Origin of the sequence: Massilia sp. DD77, from assembly GCF_036961685.1 — a bacterium.
Lineage (GTDB): Bacteria > Pseudomonadota > Gammaproteobacteria > Burkholderiales > Burkholderiaceae_D > Telluria.
In genome coordinates this window covers 36004-53205 of record NZ_JBAMDH010000009.1, presented here as the reverse complement: position 1 = coordinate 53205, position 17202 = coordinate 36004, and the positions used below count along the sequence as shown (strand labels likewise).

The 17202-nt window shown below is 68.8% G+C and carries 15 protein-coding genes; 12 read left to right on the top strand and 3 right to left on the bottom strand.

Annotated features, from left to right (window positions below):
• The first annotated feature begins 171 nt into the window (after positions 1-171).
• Positions 172-339: a hypothetical protein gene (locus V7778_RS06855; RefSeq protein WP_335553104.1), complete on the top strand. Its 168-nt coding sequence runs from the start codon at positions 172-174 to the stop codon at positions 337-339.
• A 6-nt stretch (positions 340-345) separates the two neighbouring features.
• Here the strand turns inward: V7778_RS06855 and V7778_RS06850 are convergent, their stop codons facing one another.
• Positions 346-717 carry a cupin domain-containing protein gene (locus tag V7778_RS06850; RefSeq protein WP_335553102.1) on the bottom strand — a complete coding sequence of 124 codons (372 nt, stop codon included), beginning with the start codon at positions 715-717 and terminating at the stop codon, positions 346-348.
• A 75-nt stretch (positions 718-792) separates the two neighbouring features.
• On the opposite strand from V7778_RS06850, the gene V7778_RS06845 reads away from it, so the two are divergent.
• Positions 793-1725: a LysR family transcriptional regulator gene (locus tag V7778_RS06845; protein ID WP_335553100.1), complete on the top strand. Its 933-nt coding sequence runs from the start codon at positions 793-795 to the stop codon at positions 1723-1725.
• A 57-nt stretch (positions 1726-1782) separates the two neighbouring features.
• Here the strand turns inward: V7778_RS06845 and V7778_RS06840 are convergent, their stop codons facing one another.
• Positions 1783-1965: a hypothetical protein gene (locus tag V7778_RS06840; RefSeq protein WP_335553098.1), complete on the bottom strand. Its 183-nt coding sequence runs from the start codon at positions 1963-1965 to the stop codon at positions 1783-1785.
• A gap of 318 nt (positions 1966-2283) precedes the next feature.
• On the opposite strand from V7778_RS06840, the gene V7778_RS06835 reads away from it, so the two are divergent.
• From V7778_RS06835 to V7778_RS06790, 10 genes are all read left to right on the top strand, one after another.
• Positions 2284-3915: a sensor domain-containing diguanylate cyclase gene (locus tag V7778_RS06835; RefSeq protein ID WP_335553096.1), complete on the top strand. Its 1632-nt coding sequence runs from the start codon at positions 2284-2286 to the stop codon at positions 3913-3915.
• Between the two features lie 238 nt (positions 3916-4153).
• Complete coding sequence (locus V7778_RS06830) at positions 4154-4612, top strand: hypothetical protein (protein WP_335553094.1); 459 nt, start codon at positions 4154-4156, stop codon at positions 4610-4612.
• An 80-nt stretch (positions 4613-4692) separates the two neighbouring features.
• Positions 4693-5016 carry a hypothetical protein gene (locus V7778_RS06825; RefSeq protein ID WP_335553091.1) on the top strand — a complete coding sequence of 108 codons (324 nt, stop codon included), beginning with the start codon at positions 4693-4695 and terminating at the stop codon, positions 5014-5016.
• Positions 5013-6449 carry a TolC family protein gene (locus V7778_RS06820; protein ID WP_335553089.1) on the top strand — a complete coding sequence of 479 codons (1437 nt, stop codon included), beginning with the start codon at positions 5013-5015 and terminating at the stop codon, positions 6447-6449. The genes V7778_RS06825 and V7778_RS06820 overlap by 4 nt, the downstream gene beginning before the upstream one ends.
• 13 nt (positions 6450-6462) lie before the next feature.
• Complete coding sequence (locus V7778_RS06815) at positions 6463-7845, top strand: multicopper oxidase family protein (protein ID WP_335553087.1); 1383 nt, start codon at positions 6463-6465, stop codon at positions 7843-7845.
• A gap of 41 nt (positions 7846-7886) precedes the next feature.
• Positions 7887-8234 carry a copper-binding protein gene (locus V7778_RS06810; RefSeq protein WP_335553086.1) on the top strand — a complete coding sequence of 116 codons (348 nt, stop codon included), beginning with the start codon at positions 7887-7889 and terminating at the stop codon, positions 8232-8234.
• Positions 8235-8329: 95 nt separating this feature from the next.
• A complete protein-coding gene (locus V7778_RS06805; protein WP_335553084.1) occupies positions 8330-8674 on the top strand; it encodes a four-helix bundle copper-binding protein in 345 nt (114 codons plus the stop codon).
• A gap of 271 nt (positions 8675-8945) precedes the next feature.
• Positions 8946-9791, top strand: coding sequence for a hypothetical protein (locus tag V7778_RS06800; protein ID WP_335553082.1), 846 nt, complete (start codon positions 8946-8948; stop codon positions 9789-9791).
• 8 nt (positions 9792-9799) lie between these two features.
• The gene (locus tag V7778_RS06795) at positions 9800-10591 is read left to right on the top strand and encodes a hypothetical protein (protein WP_335553079.1); all 792 of its coding nucleotides are present in this window, start codon (positions 9800-9802) and stop codon (positions 10589-10591) included.
• A gap of 92 nt (positions 10592-10683) precedes the next feature.
• Positions 10684-10968, top strand: coding sequence for a hypothetical protein (locus V7778_RS06790; RefSeq protein ID WP_335553077.1), 285 nt, complete (start codon positions 10684-10686; stop codon positions 10966-10968).
• Between the two features lie 6 nt (positions 10969-10974).
• On the opposite strand, the gene V7778_RS06785 is transcribed toward V7778_RS06790, so the two are convergent.
• On the bottom strand, positions 10975-16995 hold the full coding sequence (locus tag V7778_RS06785; RefSeq protein ID WP_335553074.1) for an EAL domain-containing protein: 6021 nt from the start codon (positions 16993-16995) through the stop codon (positions 10975-10977).
• Between the last annotated feature and the right edge of the window lie 207 nt (positions 16996-17202).

Genomic DNA, 17202 nt, shown 5'->3' with positions numbered 1-17202 from the left:
GGTATGCCATCGGCGCTTGAATCGACACGTGTTGTTGCGCGAACTCGGCATGGGTCCTGGCGAGGCGCGGGCGATCTATATGGGTGTCCGAACGTCGAAGGCCGACGAGTCCTGGGACAAGAACACGCAGGCCCGGCTCGGCGGCGAAACCGGTTCTTCACTCGGCAGTATGTGGACTTTCTTCTCGACCAGGACGTCAAGCCGGGGCGCAGCCTGCAAGCGATACAGCGCGAAGCGGCAAACCGCGGCGGAGTCCTGATGCCCTTGCCGGCGAACGCCGACGTGAAGGCCGCCTGCCAGGCAAGCGTGCGCGAGTTCGAACGCCTGGGCGGCGCGTGATGTTCTTTACCAGGGCAGCGGAATCGCCGCGCCCGCGGCGTCGACCACCGGCACCGGCGACACCGACAGGATGCCGTAGAGGGTGAGCGCTTCCTCGCCGGTATTCACGATCTGGTGCAGCTCGTTCGGCTGGCACAGCAGCACCGTGCCGGCCGCGCATGGCGTTTCGGTTCCGGCGTGGCGCATCACCCCCCGGCCTCCGGTAAACACCACCACTTCCTCGCAATCGTGGCGGTGCAGCGGGGTCGCGCTGCCCGGCGCCAGCGCCTGCCGCCAGACCTCGAAGGACGCGATCCCGCCTGCGCGCGAGGCAAGGGTCTGGTGCCGGATGCCGGGCAACTCGAGCATCGGGATCGAATCGACGTGGCGGACTTGCATGGCTGGCTCCTTTCGCTGTTAGAGTGGAATGGAGCACATTATCCGCCCACGGCGGCCTACCGGGAACGGCACAACATGGCGAAACCAACTGGACACAAAGTCAAACTCGGCGCCCAGGACCTGATCAAGCAGCGCTGTTTCGTGCACACCGTGCGCACCGGCGGCATCACCAGCGCCGCGCGCCTGCTGGGCCTGACGCCCTCGGGGGTGAGCAAGAACATCGCGCGGCTGGAAGCGGAACTCGGGATGCAGCTGCTGGCACGCGACAAGCGCCATATGGTGGCGACCGGGCGCGGCCAGGCGGCCTTCGAGGCGTATTCGGCGCTATTGGCCCAGCTCGACCAGCTGCAGGAGGAGCTGGCCGCCCCCGCCGCGCTAGGCGGGGAGCTGGGCCTGTCGCTCCCGGGCGGCTGCCTGCCCTGGCTGGCGCCGCTGCTGGCGCGCTACCGCGCCGCCCATCCGATGGTGCGGCTGCGCCTCAACGTCAGCGACAGCCACAGCGACCTGGTGCGCGACCGCAACGACCTGGCGCTGCGCTTCGGCCGCCTCAAGGACAGCAGCGTGCGCGCCCTCGGCCTGGGGGCGACGCCGCTGGTGATCTGCGCCAGCCCGGCCTACCTGGCGCGCGCGGGCGTGCCGCGCCAGCCGGCCGAGCTCGTGGAGCATGAAGGGATGTTGTTCCGCCTGCCCGAGACCGGGCGCGCGCGGCCGGTGGAGCTGGCGCCGGAGCTGGAGCAAACGTCGAGCGCCTGGCGCGCCGTGGCCGTCATCGACGAGGGCCAGACGCTGGTGCATGCGGCGCTGGCCGGTTTCGGCCTGGTCCAGGCGCCGCTGCTGCTGGTACAGGCCGAACTCGCGGCCGGGCGGCTGGTGGAAGTGCTGGCGGCGCACCGGCCGCCGCCGCTGGAAGTCAACCTGCTGTTTTCACACCACGCCTGGCTGCCGGCGCAGACGCGCGCCTTCATCGACCTGGCGCGGGAACATGCCGGCATCGGCCGAACGGCTTGACGCGAAGACGGCGATTCCAGCCCCGCCCGGTGCGGGGCTTGTCATTTACGCAGCCGCTCAGCGCGCGGCGCGCTCGGCCAGGCGGCGCATCACTGCCGGCGATACCGAATCGGCGCCGCGGTTCATGCGGTACAGGGTCCAGACTTCATTCGATGCGCTGAACATTCCGCGCACCGCATCCAGGGCGGCGCGGGCGAAACCGGTGGAACGGGAGGCGGCTTGGTGGGTCAGGGTCGACATGATGGATTTCCGTTTGCGGTGGAGATGACTCCAGTATGCGCCCTGCAAGATAGAAATCAAATTGCGATCCATGATGATCGCCATTCACAATTCAACTATCTGACCTGTCCAGGTCCGTCCCTGGCCTAGTCAGGTTGCGCGGTAGCGATGTATTTGGGCAACAAGTCTGGTTATTCAGAAACATACGCACGAAATTCGATATACTCACCAATTATCACGGTGATGCGCCCCACCCCGCCGCACACCCACCCACCTGGCCTGGACTCCGCCGGACCCCGTTTGCATCCGCCCCCCGCGCCCAGGAGCCGTCGTCCCATCATGATCAAGTATTTTTCCTCTTTCAAGTCCAAGCTGTCCGTGCTCGTCACCGGCATGGTCTTGATCGCGGCCGTCGGGGTCGGCGGGATCTCGCTGCTGTTCGCCGACTTCCAGATCGAGCGCATGATCGCCAAGCAGGAACTGCTGGCCCTGGGCGGCGCGGCCGCCTATATCGACAACGACATCCGCCACAAGCAGCAGCTGCTGCGCGCCATCGCCGAGGAAGCGCAGACGCGCGCGCTCGGGCCGCAGGACATCCAGGACTTGCTCGAATCGCACGACAGCCTGCGTGATGAATTCGTCAACGTGACGTCCTACGATGCGCGCGGCGACCGCATCGCCAGCCTCAGGAACCGCAATGACAAGATCATCAACGTCAGCGAGCGGCCCTACTTCCAGCAAACCATGGCCACGCGCGACAGCGTGGTCTCGGCGCCCTTCAGCAGCGGCCTGTCGGGCCGCCCTGTGGTGTCGATCAGCCAGCCGGTGCTTGACCGGCGCGGCAACATCATCGCCATCCTGCTGGGCGGCATCGACCTGCTGCGTCCCTCCTTCGCGGACCAGATCGATGCCCTGCGCGCAGGCGAGGCGGGCTATTTGTTCATCGTCACCACCGACGGCACCGTCGTGCACCACCCGAACAAGACACTGCTGCTGACCCGGCCCAGCGCGGAGAACCAGCCGGTGCTGCACGCGGTGCGCGCCACGCCCGAGGGCTGGCGCACCGACATGGTGGACGGGGGTTCGCGCGCGCTCGTGGCCCACAAGCGCCTGTCCGGGGTCGACTGGACCATCGCGGTGTCCTATCCGCTGCGCAGCGCCTTCGCGCCCATGGTGTCGGTGCGCCTGAATTCCTTTGCCGCGGCCGGCCTGTTCACCGTGCTCGCGGGCCTGTTCGGCTGGGCGCTGGTGAAGATCCTGCTCGAGCCGCTCGACAAGCTGCAGCAGAATATCGAGGCGCACGACGCCGGCGCCGCCGGCATCGAGGTATTCGATACCCGCGAGCGCGACGAGTTCGGGACGCTGAGCCGCGCCGTGTACCGGCTGTCGCGCCACCGCCAGCAGCTGGCCCAGGACCTGGAGCGCAAGGCCAGTACCGATGTGCTGACCGGCGCCCACAACCGCCGCATGTTCGAGGAATTCCTGCCGGCCGCCCTGGCGCGCAGCAGCCGCTCGGGCGAAACCGTGGCCGTCGCCTTCCTCGACATCGACCATTTCAAGGACATCAACGACACCTGGGGCCACGCCGCCGGCGACGCCGTGCTGGTGGAATTCGCACGCCGTCTGCAAGGCGCGGTACGCCTCACCGACACCGTGGCGCGCCTGGCGGGCGACGAGTTCGTCATCGTGTTCGAGCAGCTGCAGGCGGCCGACGAAGCGCACCAGATCGGCCCCAAGATCCTGGCCGCGATGGCCCAGCCTTTCGACATCGGCGGCCGGCTGCTGCGCGTCACCGCCAGTGTCGGCCTCGCCGTCGCCACCCAGCATACCGGCATGGAGGCGCTCATGCACGCCGCCGACCAGGCCTTGTACGGCGTCAAGGCGGCCGGGCGCAACGGCTATGCGGTCAACCTGGTCGGCGCCGGCAAGCTGAACACGGTGCGCGCCAGGCCGCTCAGGCAGGCTTCCTAGGCGCCGGATCGGCCTGGCAAGGCGGCGCCGCCCGGCGCCGGTAGCGGCAGAACAGGCAGGGGGGACAAGGGATTGGGCGCGGCGGGCTTGCTGGCGCTGGCATGGCGGCCTCCTGAAAGCGAAAGCAACCATGCTGGACCTTCCGACAATGGCAAGGTCAAGCCGCTGTTTCCCAGTGTTGCGCGCGTCGGCGAAGGCTGCCGCCCCCCGAAAACACCGTGTTATACTCGCGGCACTTATGACCCGCGCATTCAAGACCTTCCTGGTGTGGCTCCTGATGGCCGTGCTCCCGCTGCATGCGGTGGCCGCGGGCATCGGCATGTCCTGCATGCCGCAGCACCAGTCCATGCGCCACACGGCCGCCGCTGCGGCCGCGCCGATCCTTGCTCCGGCGCCGGCTCCGCAGCAGGATGCCGGCGAGGCGCATGCGCACCACGGTCATCATGATGCCGGCGCGAGCGCGCCGGCTGCGGCCAGCATGGCCGACAGCGGCGATCCGGACCAGGACGGCGGGAAGACCCATTCGTCCTGCAGCGCCTGCTCGGCGTTCTGCATCGGCGCGGTGGCCCCGCCCTCCGATTACGCTCCGCTCCTTCCCTTCGGCGGCTCCGAAGCCGTCGTCATCGCGCCCGCCGCCTTCGCCGCCGGCTTCATTCCGGACGGCCCTCAGCGGCCTCCCCGGCGCCACTCCGCCTGATCGAAGCGGGACGGGCTTCGCCCTCCCGCGTGCACCCGCGTGCCCCGGCACGCGGCCGTTACCGATTTTGAGGATGCATCATGAAACTCACGCTTTGGGCCGCCATCGGCGCCCTGCTGGCTGCGCCGCTTGCCGCGCACGCCCAGCCGACCCAGCGCGCCCCCGACCCGGCCGATCCCAAGGCCGCCGTCGCGCCGCTGGTGTTCGAATCCGTCATCGCGATGCCGCCGGCGCAAGACGAGGCCGCACAGACACCCGACAAGCGCTGGCGCGCGGCCAACGATGCGCTCGGCAGCCGGCCTGGCCACGTCCATGACCACGGCGCGCCGGCGGCCCCGGCTCCGGCTCCGGCCCCGGCGCCCGTCGACCACGGCAAGCATCACCACACCGAGGGAAAACGATGAGCCTCAGTTTCCCGATCCCTGCGCCGCGCGCCGTCTGCGCGGCCGTGCTGGCGCTCGCCCTGGGCGGTTGCGCCGGTTTTTCGCAGGACGGCGGCATGGATGCCGTCTCGGCCATGACGGCCGAGCGCACCGGCCAGGACCTGCGCCTGCCGGCGGCTGGCGGCGGCGACAAGGCCGGCGAGGCGGTCCAGGCCGAGCTTGCGCGCCTCCTGAAGGAGCCGCTGGGCCCGGACCAGGCCGTGCGTGTGGCCCTGCTCAACAACCGCTCGCTGCGCGCCTCGCTGGCCGGACTGGGCGTGGCCGAGGCCGACCTGGTGCAGGCCGGCCGGCTCGCCAATCCGGGTTTCGGCTTCAGCCGCATGTCGGGCGGCGGCGAAACCGACATCGAGCGCAGCGTGATGTTCGACCTGGCCGGCCTGCTCACCATGCCGATCCGGCGCGATATCGAGGCGCGCCGCTTCGAGGGCGCCAAGCTGGTCGCCGCCACCGCCGCAGTGCAGCTGGCCGCCGACACGCGCAAGGCGTATTTCGACGCGGTCGCGGCCAGGCAGTCGGCCAGCTATGCGCAGCAAGTGCATGAAGCGGCCGAGGCCAGCGGCGAACTGGCCCGGCGCATGGCCCGGGTGGGCCACCTCAGCGCCCTCGACCAGGCGCGCGAACAGGCCTTCTCGCTGGAAGCGGCGGCCGGGCTGGCGCGCGCCCGCCACACTGCCCTGGCCGCGCGCGAACGGCTGGCCCGCCTGCTGGGCGTGTGGGGAGAACACACGGGCTTCATCCTGCCCGAGCGCCTGCCCGAGCTGCCGGCGGCGCCGCGCGAAGCCGGCAACATCGAGGCGCTCGCCATGCAGCAGCGCCTCGACCTGCGCCTGGCGCAGCTGGAAACCAGCGCCACCGCGCGCGCGCTGGGGCTGACCAGGGCCACCGGCTTCGTCAACGTGCTGGAAGCGGGCTACGCCAACACCAGCAAGACCGGTGCGCCGCGCGAGAACGGCTACGAGATCGAGCTGGCCCTGCCGCTGTTCGACTGGGGCGGCGCGCGCGTGGCCAAGGCCGAGGCGATCTACATGCAGGCGGTGCACCGCACGGCCGGCATCGCGGTCAACGCCCGTTCGCAGGTGCGCGAAACCTATTCCGCCTACCGCACCAGCTTCGACATCGCCAGGCAGCACCGCGACCAGCTGGTCCCGCTGCGCAAGAAGATCTCGGAAGAAGTCCTGCTGCGCTACAACGGCATGCTGGTGAGCGTGTTCGAGCTGCTGGCCGACGCGCGTGCGCAGATCGCAGGCGTGAATGCCGCGATCGAGGCCCAGCGCGACTTCTGGATCGCGGAAACCGACCTGCAGGCCGCCATCAGCGGCGCCGGCGGCGCGCCGGTGGCCCTCGGCAGCGCCGCGCCCGAGCAAACCGTCCCCCCAGCCGGACCCCAACATTGAACGAGGACACAGCATGACTTCCCGTCGCAATTTCTTTACCGGCGCGGCAGCGCTGGTGGGCGCGGGCCTGGTAAGCCGCGCCGGCGCGGCCACCCTGCCGGAGGCGCCGGTCATGAGCAGCGCCGCCACCCAGCCGCCCCCGCCGCCGCCCAACGGCCGCCCCTATCATCCAGTCGTCACCTTGAACGGCTGGTCCCTGCCCTGGCGCATGAACCATGGCATCAAGGAGTTCCACCTGATCGCCGAACCCGTGGTGCGCGAGATCGCGCCCGGCATGAAGGCCAACCTGTGGGGCTACAACGGCCAGAGCCCGGGCCCGACCATCGAGGTGGTCGAGGGCGACCGGGTGCGCATCTTCGTCACCAACCGGCTGCCGGAGAACACCAGCATCCACTGGCACGGCCAGCGCCTGCCGAACGGCATGGACGGCGTCACGGGACTGACCCAGCCGCCGATCGCGCCCGGCAAGACCTTCGTCTACGAATTCGTGGCGCGCCGCGCCGGCACCTTCATGTACCACCCGCATGCCGATGAAATGGTGCAGATGGCGATGGGCATGATGGGCTTCTGGGTCACGCATCCGAAGAACCCGGCCCTGCACGCGGTGGACCGCGACTTCGTGTTCCTGCTGGGCGCCTACGACATCGAGCCGGGGAGCTACACGCCGCGGGTCAACGAGATGCTGGACTTTAACCTCTGGACCTTCAACAGCCGCGTCTTCCCCGGCATCGACACGATGAACGTGCGCCAGGGCGACCGCGTGCGCATCCGCGCCGGCAACCTGACCATGACCAACCACCCGATCCACCTGCATGGCCACGAGTTCGAGGTCACGGGCACGGACGGCGGCTGGACCCGGCCGGAATCGCGCTGGCCCGAAGTCACGACCGACATCGCGGTGGGCCAGATGCGCGCCATCGAATTCATCGCCGACGCGCCGGGCGACTGGGCCTTCCACTGCCACAAGTCGCACCACACCATGAACGCCATGGGCCACGACGTGCCGAACCTGATCGGGGTCGACCACCGCGGCGTGGCGGAGAAGATCGCGAAACTGGTGCCGGACTACATGGTCATGGGCGACAAGGGCGGCTCGATGGGCGACATGGAAATGCCGCTGCCGGAGAACACCTTGCCGATGATGACCGGCCAGGGTCCCTTCGGCGGCATCGAGATGGGCGGCATGTTCACCATGCTCAAGGTTCGCAAGGACCAGAAGCGCGGCGACTACCGCGATCCGGGCTGGTACAAGCACCCGGCCGGGACCGTCGCCTACGAGTGGAAGGGCGAGCCGCCCGCCGCCATCCGCGCACGCGGCCAGGCCGTGCCGGCGGAGGACGACGGCGGGGCCGCGCTCAAGGTCCGCAAGCCATCCGGCCACCATACCGGACACTGAACACATTCCAACAACAAGCGAGACAAACGAAAGGATTCACCATGAACGCATTCACCCGCTTCGCCGCCGCCATCGCCCTTGGCGCCGCGTCCCTTGGCGCCGGCGCCCAGCACACCGGCCATGAGGGCCACGAGCACGCGCATGCACCCACTCCTGCTGCCGCCGCCGCGCTGGCGGAGGCCGAAGTCAAGAAAGTCGACAAGGAGGCCGGCAAGATCACCTTGCGCCACGGCGAGCTGAAGAACCTCGGCATGGCGCCGATGACGATGGTGTTCCGCGTCAAGGACGCGGCCATGCTCGACACGGTGAAGGCCGGCGACAAGGTCCGCTTCGCCGCCGAGCGCGCGAACGGGGCGCTGACCGTGGTCCAGCTGGAAGCGCAGCAGTAGGCTCCCGCCTGCAAGGCTTTCATCCGGGTATCGAACGTAGCGCAAGCCGGGCTTGCGCTACCATTTGCCGTCATCAACCGATCAAGGAGAAACCCATGGGCGGAACTGAAACGGCGAATATCCAGTCCTGCATCGAGGCCTGCGAGGACGCCCTGCGCGCCTGCCAGGCCTGCGTGGCCGGCGACCTGCGCGACGGCTCCATCGACTGCATTCCGATCAACCTCGATTGCGCCGACATCTGCACCGCCACACTGAACGTGCTGGCGCGCGGCTCCGGCCACCATGGGGACTTCTGCGCCCTGTGCGCCCACATCTGCCGTTCCTGCGCCGCCAAGTGCGCCCAGCACGCGGCCATGCACAAGCACTGCGCCGACTGCCAGGCCGCCTGCGAGCGCTGCGCGGCCGAATGCGACAAGCACGCGCGCGAACGTCATATCTGATCCGCCGAGCCGGCGGAACGAGCAGCGAGCCGGGCGTTCCCGTGGCGCCTTTGCTGTCGGAAAATCTTGCATATTGAAGTGAGTGCAGCACAAGTCAGCGCACAAGCCCTTGATTTCTCGCAAAGTTTAAAGCCGGGCATATCCCTTGCATCATTGAAGCAGGTCCAGGATGCAAGGGAGAAGCGCAATGCCGCCGTGCCAGCTCGCGACACTGACCGCAAGGGCGTGCGCCTTTGGCGCCCTCCTGCTCCTGTCCGCCTGCGCAACCGACATGCGGCGCGACACCCAACTGGCGCGGAACCAGAGCGTCGAATTCGGCGCGGACCGCCTGGCCAGCGATACCGCCGAGCAAACCCGCATCATCGAACAGCTCGCCACACGCGCCGGCATGCCCAAGGCGCCGCCGCCCAGTAGCACCGACTGGGACAAGATCGTCCTGGCCGGGATGGAATATGCCGATCTCAAGTGCGAAGCCTACATGGCCTCCCTGGTGCGCCTGAATCGCGACAAGCAGACGCTCACCGCCCAGATCACGACGCTCGGCACGGCCACGGCGGGCATCATGGCGGCCGCCAAGTCCGCTGCCAAGGAAGTGGCCCTGGCCGCGATCGCCTTCGGTTTCGCCGGCTCGACCATCGACATCCTGGGCAACAATGTCCTGTACGAACTCGAGCCGTCTTCGGTGCGCGCGCTGGTCACGGCCCTGCAGGCCAAGTATCGGGCGTCGGTGCCGACCGGCTATGCCTCGCGTCCGGCAGCCATGAACGCCATCCGTGGCTACGCCGTGCTGTGTACGCCTGCGTCGATCGAAGCCGAAGTCAACCATGCAGTGAAGAATGCGGAGCCCAAAGGCGAGGCTGGCAGCGCCGATGGCCGAAGAACGCCTGCCGCCACCAATGCCCAGGTGGTGCTGGATACGACCTACGGGCCCGATGACAATTCCGAGCTGATACGCAAATACGTCTGGACAGATGGCGTCGTCAACGAAGCGCATCGCAGAAATGTCGAAGAACTCATGCGCCTGAGCAAGGTCACTATCAGCATACGGGGATTCCTCAGCCGCCCCGAGTTCAAGGAAGAGCGTCGCCAGATCGTCGATTTACTTCAACTACGTTAGGGCAACATATGGCTACCCAGGAAATCACCAGGAATATTCCGGCCGACGAAGTACAGGAGATCATGGCGGAGTACCGCTCGCTCGGCGCCCAGGTATCGAGTTTCAAGCAATCCAACGGCCAATACACCGTCGTGGCGGTGTTCGAGGAGTCTCCCCACCTGGCGCCGCTGGCGATGGAATCGGCGGTGGAAGCCGAGCCGGATGCACGCCGCGAACAGGAAGAGCTCGCGCCGCCTTATCGTTCCAGCAGTTTCGCCGAACTCGCTCCCGAGTACCGGCGCAACTTCGACATCTGCACCGTGCGGCCGGCTCACCACAAGGAAATAGCGGCCCGCGTCGCGCGCCTGCGGGACAACGCGCTGCGCTACAAGCCGCTGACGGAGGATACCGGTATTCCCTGGCACTTCATCGCCATCATCCACATGATGGAATCGAACACGGATTTCGGTACCCACCTGCACAATGGCGACCCGCTGTCGGCCCGCACCGTGCGCGTGCCCGCAGGCCGGCCGGTCGCCGGGAATCCGCCCTTCAGCTGGGAAGAAAGCGCGCGCGACGCGCTGGAGTACGAAGGCTTTGTCGGGTTGGACGACTGGAACGTGGCGACAATGCTGTACCGCTGGGAAAGATTCAACGGCATGGGCTACCGCAAGCAGGGCATCCATTCGCCCTACCTGTGGAGCTATTCGAACCTCTACGAGAAAGGCCGCTTCGTCGAGGACCACAAGTTCAATCCCGACAGCGTCTCGAAACAATGCGGCGCCGCGGTGCTGCTGAAGGAGCTGGGCAGGCTGGCCTAGCATGCCCCGGGTAGCAGTTCCTTACAAATTGGCTTTTGATTTTCGCATCGGCACGGCGCTAGAATGGGCCATCGTCCCTATGGGGGGCTGCCATGAAAACGCAGATCCGAGGCGCCGCGAAACGCCTGGTCATTTCGCTCCTGCTGGCTGGCGGACTGGGCGGCTGCGCCGTCTACGGCCCGCCGTATGCCGCCTACGATGCCTCTTACCCGTATGGCAGCCCGGCCTATGTCTATCCTCCGGTCTCCGTGGACCTGGGTTTCAGCTACTATGATCGCGGTCCGCGCTACCACGGCGGACACGGCTGGCGCCACGGCGGCTGGCGCGGGCACCACGGCCGTGGCCATCACCGGGGCTGGGGGCGCGGCCGGCACTGAGCCGCCTCACCCCGCGGCGAAAGGCTGGTCCAGCATGGCGCCAAAGCGCGGCGCCGGCACCGCCTGGCTGTAGTAGAAGCCCTGGGCGTAGTGGCAGCCGTGCGCCAGCAGGAAGGCGACCTGTTCGCCGGTCTCCACCCCCTCGGCCATGACCCCCAGCTGCAATCCATCGGCCATCGCGATGATGGCCGTGATCAGCGCCCGGTGGTTGCCGTCGGTGCCGATGTCGCGCACGAAGGACTGGTCGATCTTGAGCGCATGCACCGGGAAGCGCTGCAGGTAGGACAGGCTCGAGTAGCCGGTGCCGAAATCGTCCACCGACAGCTGGATGCCCATGTCGCGCAAGCTGTTCAGGGTCGACAGGGTGGTGTCGCTGCGCTGCAGGAAGATGTTCTCGGTGATTTCCAGCTCCAGGGCGTCGCCCGGCAACCCGTCTTCCTCGAGGATCTGGCCCACCATGCTGCAGAAGCTGGCCGGTTCAAGCTGGCGCGGCGACAGGTTGACGGCCATCTTCAGTGCCGGATGCCCGGCGTCGCGCCACAGCCGCAGCTGGCGGCAGGCCTGGCGCAGGGTCCATTCGCCGATCGGCACGATCAGGCCCGACTCCTCCGCGCTGGCGATGAAGCTGCCGCAGGAGATCGGTTCCTGTCCGGCGCGCCGCCAGCGCAGCAGCGCTTCGGCAGCGACGATCCGCCCGCTATGCATGTCGACCTGCGGCTGGTAATGCAGGATGAACTCTTCCTGAACCAGGGCCTGGCGCAGGCGCTTGCCGGTTTCCATGCGCTGCTGGGCGGCGCGGTTCAGCGCCTCGGTGAAGAACTGGAAGTTGCCGCGGCCCTTTTCCTTCGCATGGTACATAGCCGTGTCGGCGGTGCGCATCAGGGCTTCGACATCGCGTGCGTCGTCCGGATAGAGACTGATGCCGATACTGCAGCTGGTGTGCAGTTCGTGGCCCTCGACCACGTAGGTTTGCGTCAGCGCGTCCAGCACCTTCCTGGCCACCGGAGCGGCGTCCCGCCCGTCGCCCAGCGCCGGCAGGCAGATCACGAATTCGTCGCCGCCCAGGCGCGCCACGCTGTCGCCTTCGCGCACGCAGCGCTGCAGGCGCTCGGCCGCCATGCGCAGCACCGCGTCGCCGAACTGGTGGCCGAGCGAGTCGTTGATGTACTTGAAGTAGTCCAGGTCGATGAACAGCAGCGCCACCCGGCAGCCCTGGCGGTGGGCATGCGAGATCGCCTGCTCGAGGCGGTCCTGCAGCAGCGTGCGGTTGGGCAGCCCGGTCAGGGCGTCGTGGTTCGCCATGTGATGCATCCGTTGTTCCGCGCGCTTGCGCTCGGTCAGGTCGAGCAGGACGCCGACGCCCTCCCACCCGCCCTTGATGCTTGCGCCGGCGGTCAGGACCGGCACCCGGCTGCCGTCCTTGCGGATGCATTCCTTCTCGAAGGGGAGGCAGCTGCCGCTGCGCTTGAGCTCCGCAATGGCGCGCTCGTCCACCACGCGCCATTCCGGCGGCGTCAGCTCGGGCCAGCGGATCCGGCCCGCTTCCAGGTCGTCGCGCTGGTAGCCGAGGATCGCCAGGGCGGCGTCGTTGGCGTCGGTGATGCGGCCGTCCAGGTCGTAGAACAGGATGCCGACGATGTTCGCGTCGAACAAGCTGCGCACCTTGTCTTCGCGCTCCTGGAGGCCGGCGACCAGGCGCGCATTCTCGATCGAGATGGCGGCCTGGGAGGCCAGCAGCTGCAGCAGCGGCATGCGTTCGGGCGCGAAGGCCCGGGCCACCAATTCGCTTTCGAGGTAGAGCAGGCCAACCAGCGCCTCCTGGCGCAGGATGGGCAGGCACAGGACCGACCTGGCGCGGGTACCGGCGAAATACGGGTCGCGCGAGAAAGCATGGGGGCGCGCCGCGTCCTGCAGCAGGACCTGGGTCCGGGTGTGCCGTGCATAGTTCAGCACCGACACCGGAAGCTGCGCGGGCGGCACCAAGCGGTCCAGGTGGACGCTCACCCGGATGACGCCGCGCTCGGCCCTGGCCTCGGCCGCCACCAGCAGCGCCTCGCCTTCCGCCAGTAGCAGGGAAGCACTCTGGGCGCCGGCACTCTCGAGCACGATGTGCATCAGGCTGTCGACCAGCTCGGCCAGCACCAGCTGGGCCGACAGCGCCTGCGCCGCCTTGGCGATCGACAGCAGGTCGAGCCGCTCCGTTCCCACCGCTGGCGCCGCGGCCTGCCCGTGCGGCGCGAGCTCGGGATGCGCGGCGTCGAGCCGGGCCAGTTTGCCATCGGCGCCCCAGGCGGCATAGGCGGCGCGCGCCTCGCGCAGGTAGGCGTCGGCGGCCAGCCCCAGGCCGCGGCCGTGGCAGAACGCGGCCGCCGCTTCGCATGCGATGGCAAGGTTCTGGATGAATCCCTGCTCGCGTGCTCCGGCGATCGCCTGCTCGTACAGGCGGGCGGCCTCGTGGTCGCGGCCCTCGATGCGGGCGATCTCGGCGTCGAGCAGGTCCAGCCGGTCCTGGAAGTTGCGTGGACAGGTTCCGGCCCACAGCCGGTGACGCTCGCGTTCCTCCGCCAGCAGCTCCGCGAACAGCCGCCGGCGCTCGGGCGGCGCCTGTGGATAGAGGGCGGCCACCGTCAGCGCCAGGTAGAAGTGATGCACCGCGTCGAACAGGATCAGGCTGCCCGCCTCGTGCAAGTGGCGCGCGACCTGTCCGGCCGCCCCGAGGGCCGCCTCGTACTCGCCTTCGACGTAGCGCGTTACCTGGTTGACCAGGTGGGAACTCTGCAGGCCGAAGCCGAAGCGGGCCCGCTCGAGCACCGCCAGGCAGGCGGCTTCGTCGAAGCCGCCGCCGTCCATGCCCGCCGGCCCCTTCAGCCTGGCCGCCAGCTGCCGCTCGAAGCACAGCGTGTGGTAGACCGTGTCGTTGTGGCTTGCGCGCGCGGCCGCGATCTCGCGGTCGATACGCTGCGCCAGCTGGTCCAGGGACGAGCCGTCGTGCAGCATGGCCCAGCAATAGGTCATGGTGACGTAGCTCCCGTACATCAGGTCGCCGACATCGAGGCTCGCGGCGTGGGCGCGTTCCAGCATGGGCCTGAGCTCGGGCGCGGGATGCTTGAAGGCCCCGAGGGCAATGGCGTAGGTCGCGATCACCTGTCCCTTGCGCCTGCGCCCGCCAAGCTTCTCGAGCAGGCGCCGGGCCATGGCGGAGAAAGCGAGCGCGGAGGGGATCTCGCCGCGCTGCGCCAGCAGGATGCCATAGGCGCCGTAGGCGTAGCAGGCGTCCTCGCTGTTGCCGTGCTGTAGGGACAGCCTGACCATGCGTGCGATGATGAGCGAAAAATAGTCGGGCTTGACCATGTAGGCGGCCGCGACGCCTTCCGCCAGCAGGGCGATCAGGGCGGCGATATCGGTGTCGGCGATCGGCGGCGCGTCCGCGACTTCCTCGATGGAGCGGCCCTGCAGGCTGGCGTCGATCGCGCGGATCTCGGCCTCGATCGCCGCGCCCACCTCGGCGTCATCGGCCGGGAATGACATGTCGAACAGCCGCGCGCCCCTGACCACGCTGGCCACCGCCTCGTCCAGCTGGCCCGACATCTGCCGGAGGGCGATCCGCAGCATGTAGACCCGCGCCGCCTCGCGGTAGCTCCGGGCATGGGCCAGGACCTGGTCCGCCAGCGCGTCGGCGCGGTCGGGATGGCCGGCCAGGCTCTCGCATTCGGACAGGGCGAGGTGCAGCTCGAGGGTGTCGCGGTAGCGCCGCTCCCAGGCGCCGGCCGGCAGCAGCGCCATCGCGCGCTCCAGGAAGCCGCGCGCGGCGTCCAAGGCGACCGCCGCCCTCGCCTTCAGCCCCGCCCACAGGTTCAGCTGCAGCAGATCGGCTTTTTCGTCGGGGTCCGTCAGGGCTGCGGCGCCCCGGTTGAAATGGTCGACGATGGCGAACAGGCATTCCGTGGGCGGTTCCCCAGCCTGGGCGGCGAGCAGCCGGCGGCCGATCCTGGCGTGCAAGGCGGCCCTGGCCGGGGCCGGCTGCGACAGGTAGGCGGCCTCCTGCACCCGGTCGTGCAGGAACCTGACCTTCCCGCCGCCGAGGAAGACCAGCCCGGCGCGCATGGCGGCGCCGAGCGCCGCCCGGCTCTCGACCTCGGGCAGCTCGGACAGCGCGAACAGGGTCTGTTCGTGAACCTCCGCGCCAAGACTGGCCAGCAGTCGCAGCAATTCGGCGGCGGCGGGAGGCAGCTGGGCCAGCTTGCCCACCAGTGCGGCGGCGGCGGTGTCGGTGGCATCCATGGCGCGGATACCATCCAGGTCCCAGCGCCAGGCGCGGGCGCCGGGGTCGAAGGCAAGCAGGCCGCGCTCGGCCACGGCCAGGATGAACTGGGCGGCAAAAAATGGGTTGCCGCCCGTCTTCTGGTGGACCAGCTCGGCAAGCGCGTGCGCGGCGTCGTACCCGCAGTGCAGCATGTCGTTCACCAGCTCGTTGAGAGACGCCGGGGGCAAGGGACCGAGCGTGAGCGGCATGACGGTCACGCCCTCGTCCCTGATCTGCCGCAGGACCAGGGCCAGGGGATGGGCGGGGCCGACATCCCCTTCGCGGACGGTGCCGATCACCTGCAGGTGCAGGGGAGCCGGCGCGCACAGGAGTTCCTTCAGCAGGCGCAGGCAGGCGTCGTCCGCCCATTGCAGGTCGTCGAGGAAGAGCGTCAGCGGGTGCTCGGCACGCGCGAACACGGCCGCCAGCCGCAGGAACACCATGCGGAACCGGTTCTGGGCCTCGGCCGGCGGCACCTCGGGCAGCGGGGGCTGGGCGCCGATGATCCATTCCAGTTCCGGCAGGACTTCGGTGATGACGCGGCCGTTGGCGCCAAGCGCTTCCTGGATCCGCTCGCGCCAGTGGGCGACGTCGGCGTCGCTCCCCGTGACGATCGCCTCCAGCAGGGTGCGGAAGGCCCGCGCGATCGTACCGTAGGGAATCTCACGCTGGTATTGATCGAATTTCCCGGCGATAAAGCAGCCGCCGCGCTCCAGCAGGGGCTGCTGCACCGCTTCGACCAGGCAGGTCTTGCCGACACCCGGGTCGCCCGTCACGAGCGCCAGGACGGGGCGGCCGGACGCCGTCATCGCGTCGCGGCTGGCCATCAGGAGCACCAGCTCTTCGGCGCGGCCATTCAGGGCCTGCGGGACCTGGAGCGCCTCGTTCACGTCCTGCGCTCCGATCGGGAAGGCCGCGAAGCCGTCCTGCTGCTCCGATTGCCGCAGGCAGCGCTCGAGGTCGCTGCGCAGCCCGTGCATGCTCTGGTAGCGGTCTTCCGGCATTTTCTGCAGCAGTTTCAGGACGATGGCCGACAGGGTGGCGGGAATGGCGGGATCCGCTTCCGAGGGCGGCACCGGCAGGTGGGCCAGATGGCAGTGCACCCATTCGAGCGCATCCTCGCCGCGGCACGGCAGCCCGCCGGTCAGCATCCGGTAGAGCATGACGCCGAGCGCGTAGTGATCGGCGCGCCCGTCCACCGGCAGGCTCAGCCGCCCGGTCTGCTCGGGCGCGATATAGGCCCAGTCGCCGATGCCCGTGCCGGCGGGCCGCGCCTCGGTGCTGGCCAGGCTCAGGTCCAGCAGCATCAGCTGGTCCCCGGGCAGGAGCATCAGGTTTGCCGGACGAAAGTCCTGGTGGATCACGTGGGCGTGGTGCAAGACCTCGAGCATGTGCGCGAGCTGCAGCGCCAGGCGCAGGCAGGCCGGCACGCCGAAACGCCGGCGCCCGAGGGCCTGTTCGAAAGGCTCGCCGTCGAGCGGTTCCAGCGCCATCAGCAGCAGCCCGGGCTCGTCGACCAGGGCGGCAGGCCTGGCCACGCAGCCGAGGTCGAGCGCGGCCATGGTCGCGTAGTCGCGCCGGAAGCGTGCGGCGCCGGCGGGGTCAAGAGCGATGGGGAGTTTCAGGAGGACATGCTTGCCATCCGCGGCGCGCCGTCCGCGATGCAGGTTCGAGCCGGCCGTGCTGCCGATCCGCTCGAGAACTTGATATTGCGCCGCCATCATGGCTTGCTTTCCGCCCCGCACAAGGGGAGCCGATGCTTCCTGGCGCGGACACGGCAGGCGCTTGCGTCGCTCTCATGCGCTTGTGCAAGGTCCAGCGCAACAGCGTCCTGATCCGGAGCCGGGTCACATCTTCATATTAGGAGGATATCCCTGCGCGGACAAGCGGACAAGCGCGCCGGCCCATTTCGTCGGTGTGACGCCCGGAAA

Bases quoted from the DNA above. Each gene is read 5' to 3' on its own strand.
- V7778_RS06850 (WP_335553102.1), bottom strand. From the start codon at position 717: ATGCAAGTCCGCCACGTCGATTCGATCCCGATGCTCGAGTTGCCCGGC.
- V7778_RS06840 (WP_335553098.1), bottom strand. From the start codon at position 1,965: ATGTCGACCCTGACCCACCAAGCCGCCTCCCGTTCCACCGGTTTCGCC.
- V7778_RS06815 (WP_335553087.1), top strand. From the start codon at position 6,463: ATGACTTCCCGTCGCAATTTCTTTACCGGCGCGGCAGCGCTGGTGGGC.
- V7778_RS06805 (WP_335553084.1), top strand. From the start codon at position 8,330: ATGGGCGGAACTGAAACGGCGAATATCCAGTCCTGCATCGAGGCCTGC.
- V7778_RS06795 (WP_335553079.1), top strand. From the start codon at position 9,800: ATGGCTACCCAGGAAATCACCAGGAATATTCCGGCCGACGAAGTACAG.
- V7778_RS06835 (WP_335553096.1), top strand. From the start codon at position 2,284: ATGATCAAGTATTTTTCCTCTTTCAAGTCCAAGCTGTCCGTGCTCGTC.
- V7778_RS06825 (WP_335553091.1), top strand. From the start codon at position 4,693: ATGAAACTCACGCTTTGGGCCGCCATCGGCGCCCTGCTGGCTGCGCCG.
- V7778_RS06800 (WP_335553082.1), top strand. From the start codon at position 8,946: ATGCGGCGCGACACCCAACTGGCGCGGAACCAGAGCGTCGAATTCGGC.
- V7778_RS06790 (WP_335553077.1), top strand. From the start codon at position 10,684: ATGAAAACGCAGATCCGAGGCGCCGCGAAACGCCTGGTCATTTCGCTC.
- V7778_RS06820 (WP_335553089.1), top strand. From the start codon at position 5,013: ATGAGCCTCAGTTTCCCGATCCCTGCGCCGCGCGCCGTCTGCGCGGCC.
- V7778_RS06830 (WP_335553094.1), top strand. From the start codon at position 4,154: ATGACCCGCGCATTCAAGACCTTCCTGGTGTGGCTCCTGATGGCCGTG.
- V7778_RS06785 (WP_335553074.1), bottom strand. From the start codon at position 16,995: ATGATGGCGGCGCAATATCAAGTTCTCGAGCGGATCGGCAGCACGGCC.
- V7778_RS06810 (WP_335553086.1), top strand. From the start codon at position 7,887: ATGAACGCATTCACCCGCTTCGCCGCCGCCATCGCCCTTGGCGCCGCG.
- V7778_RS06845 (WP_335553100.1), top strand. From the start codon at position 793: ATGGCGAAACCAACTGGACACAAAGTCAAACTCGGCGCCCAGGACCTG.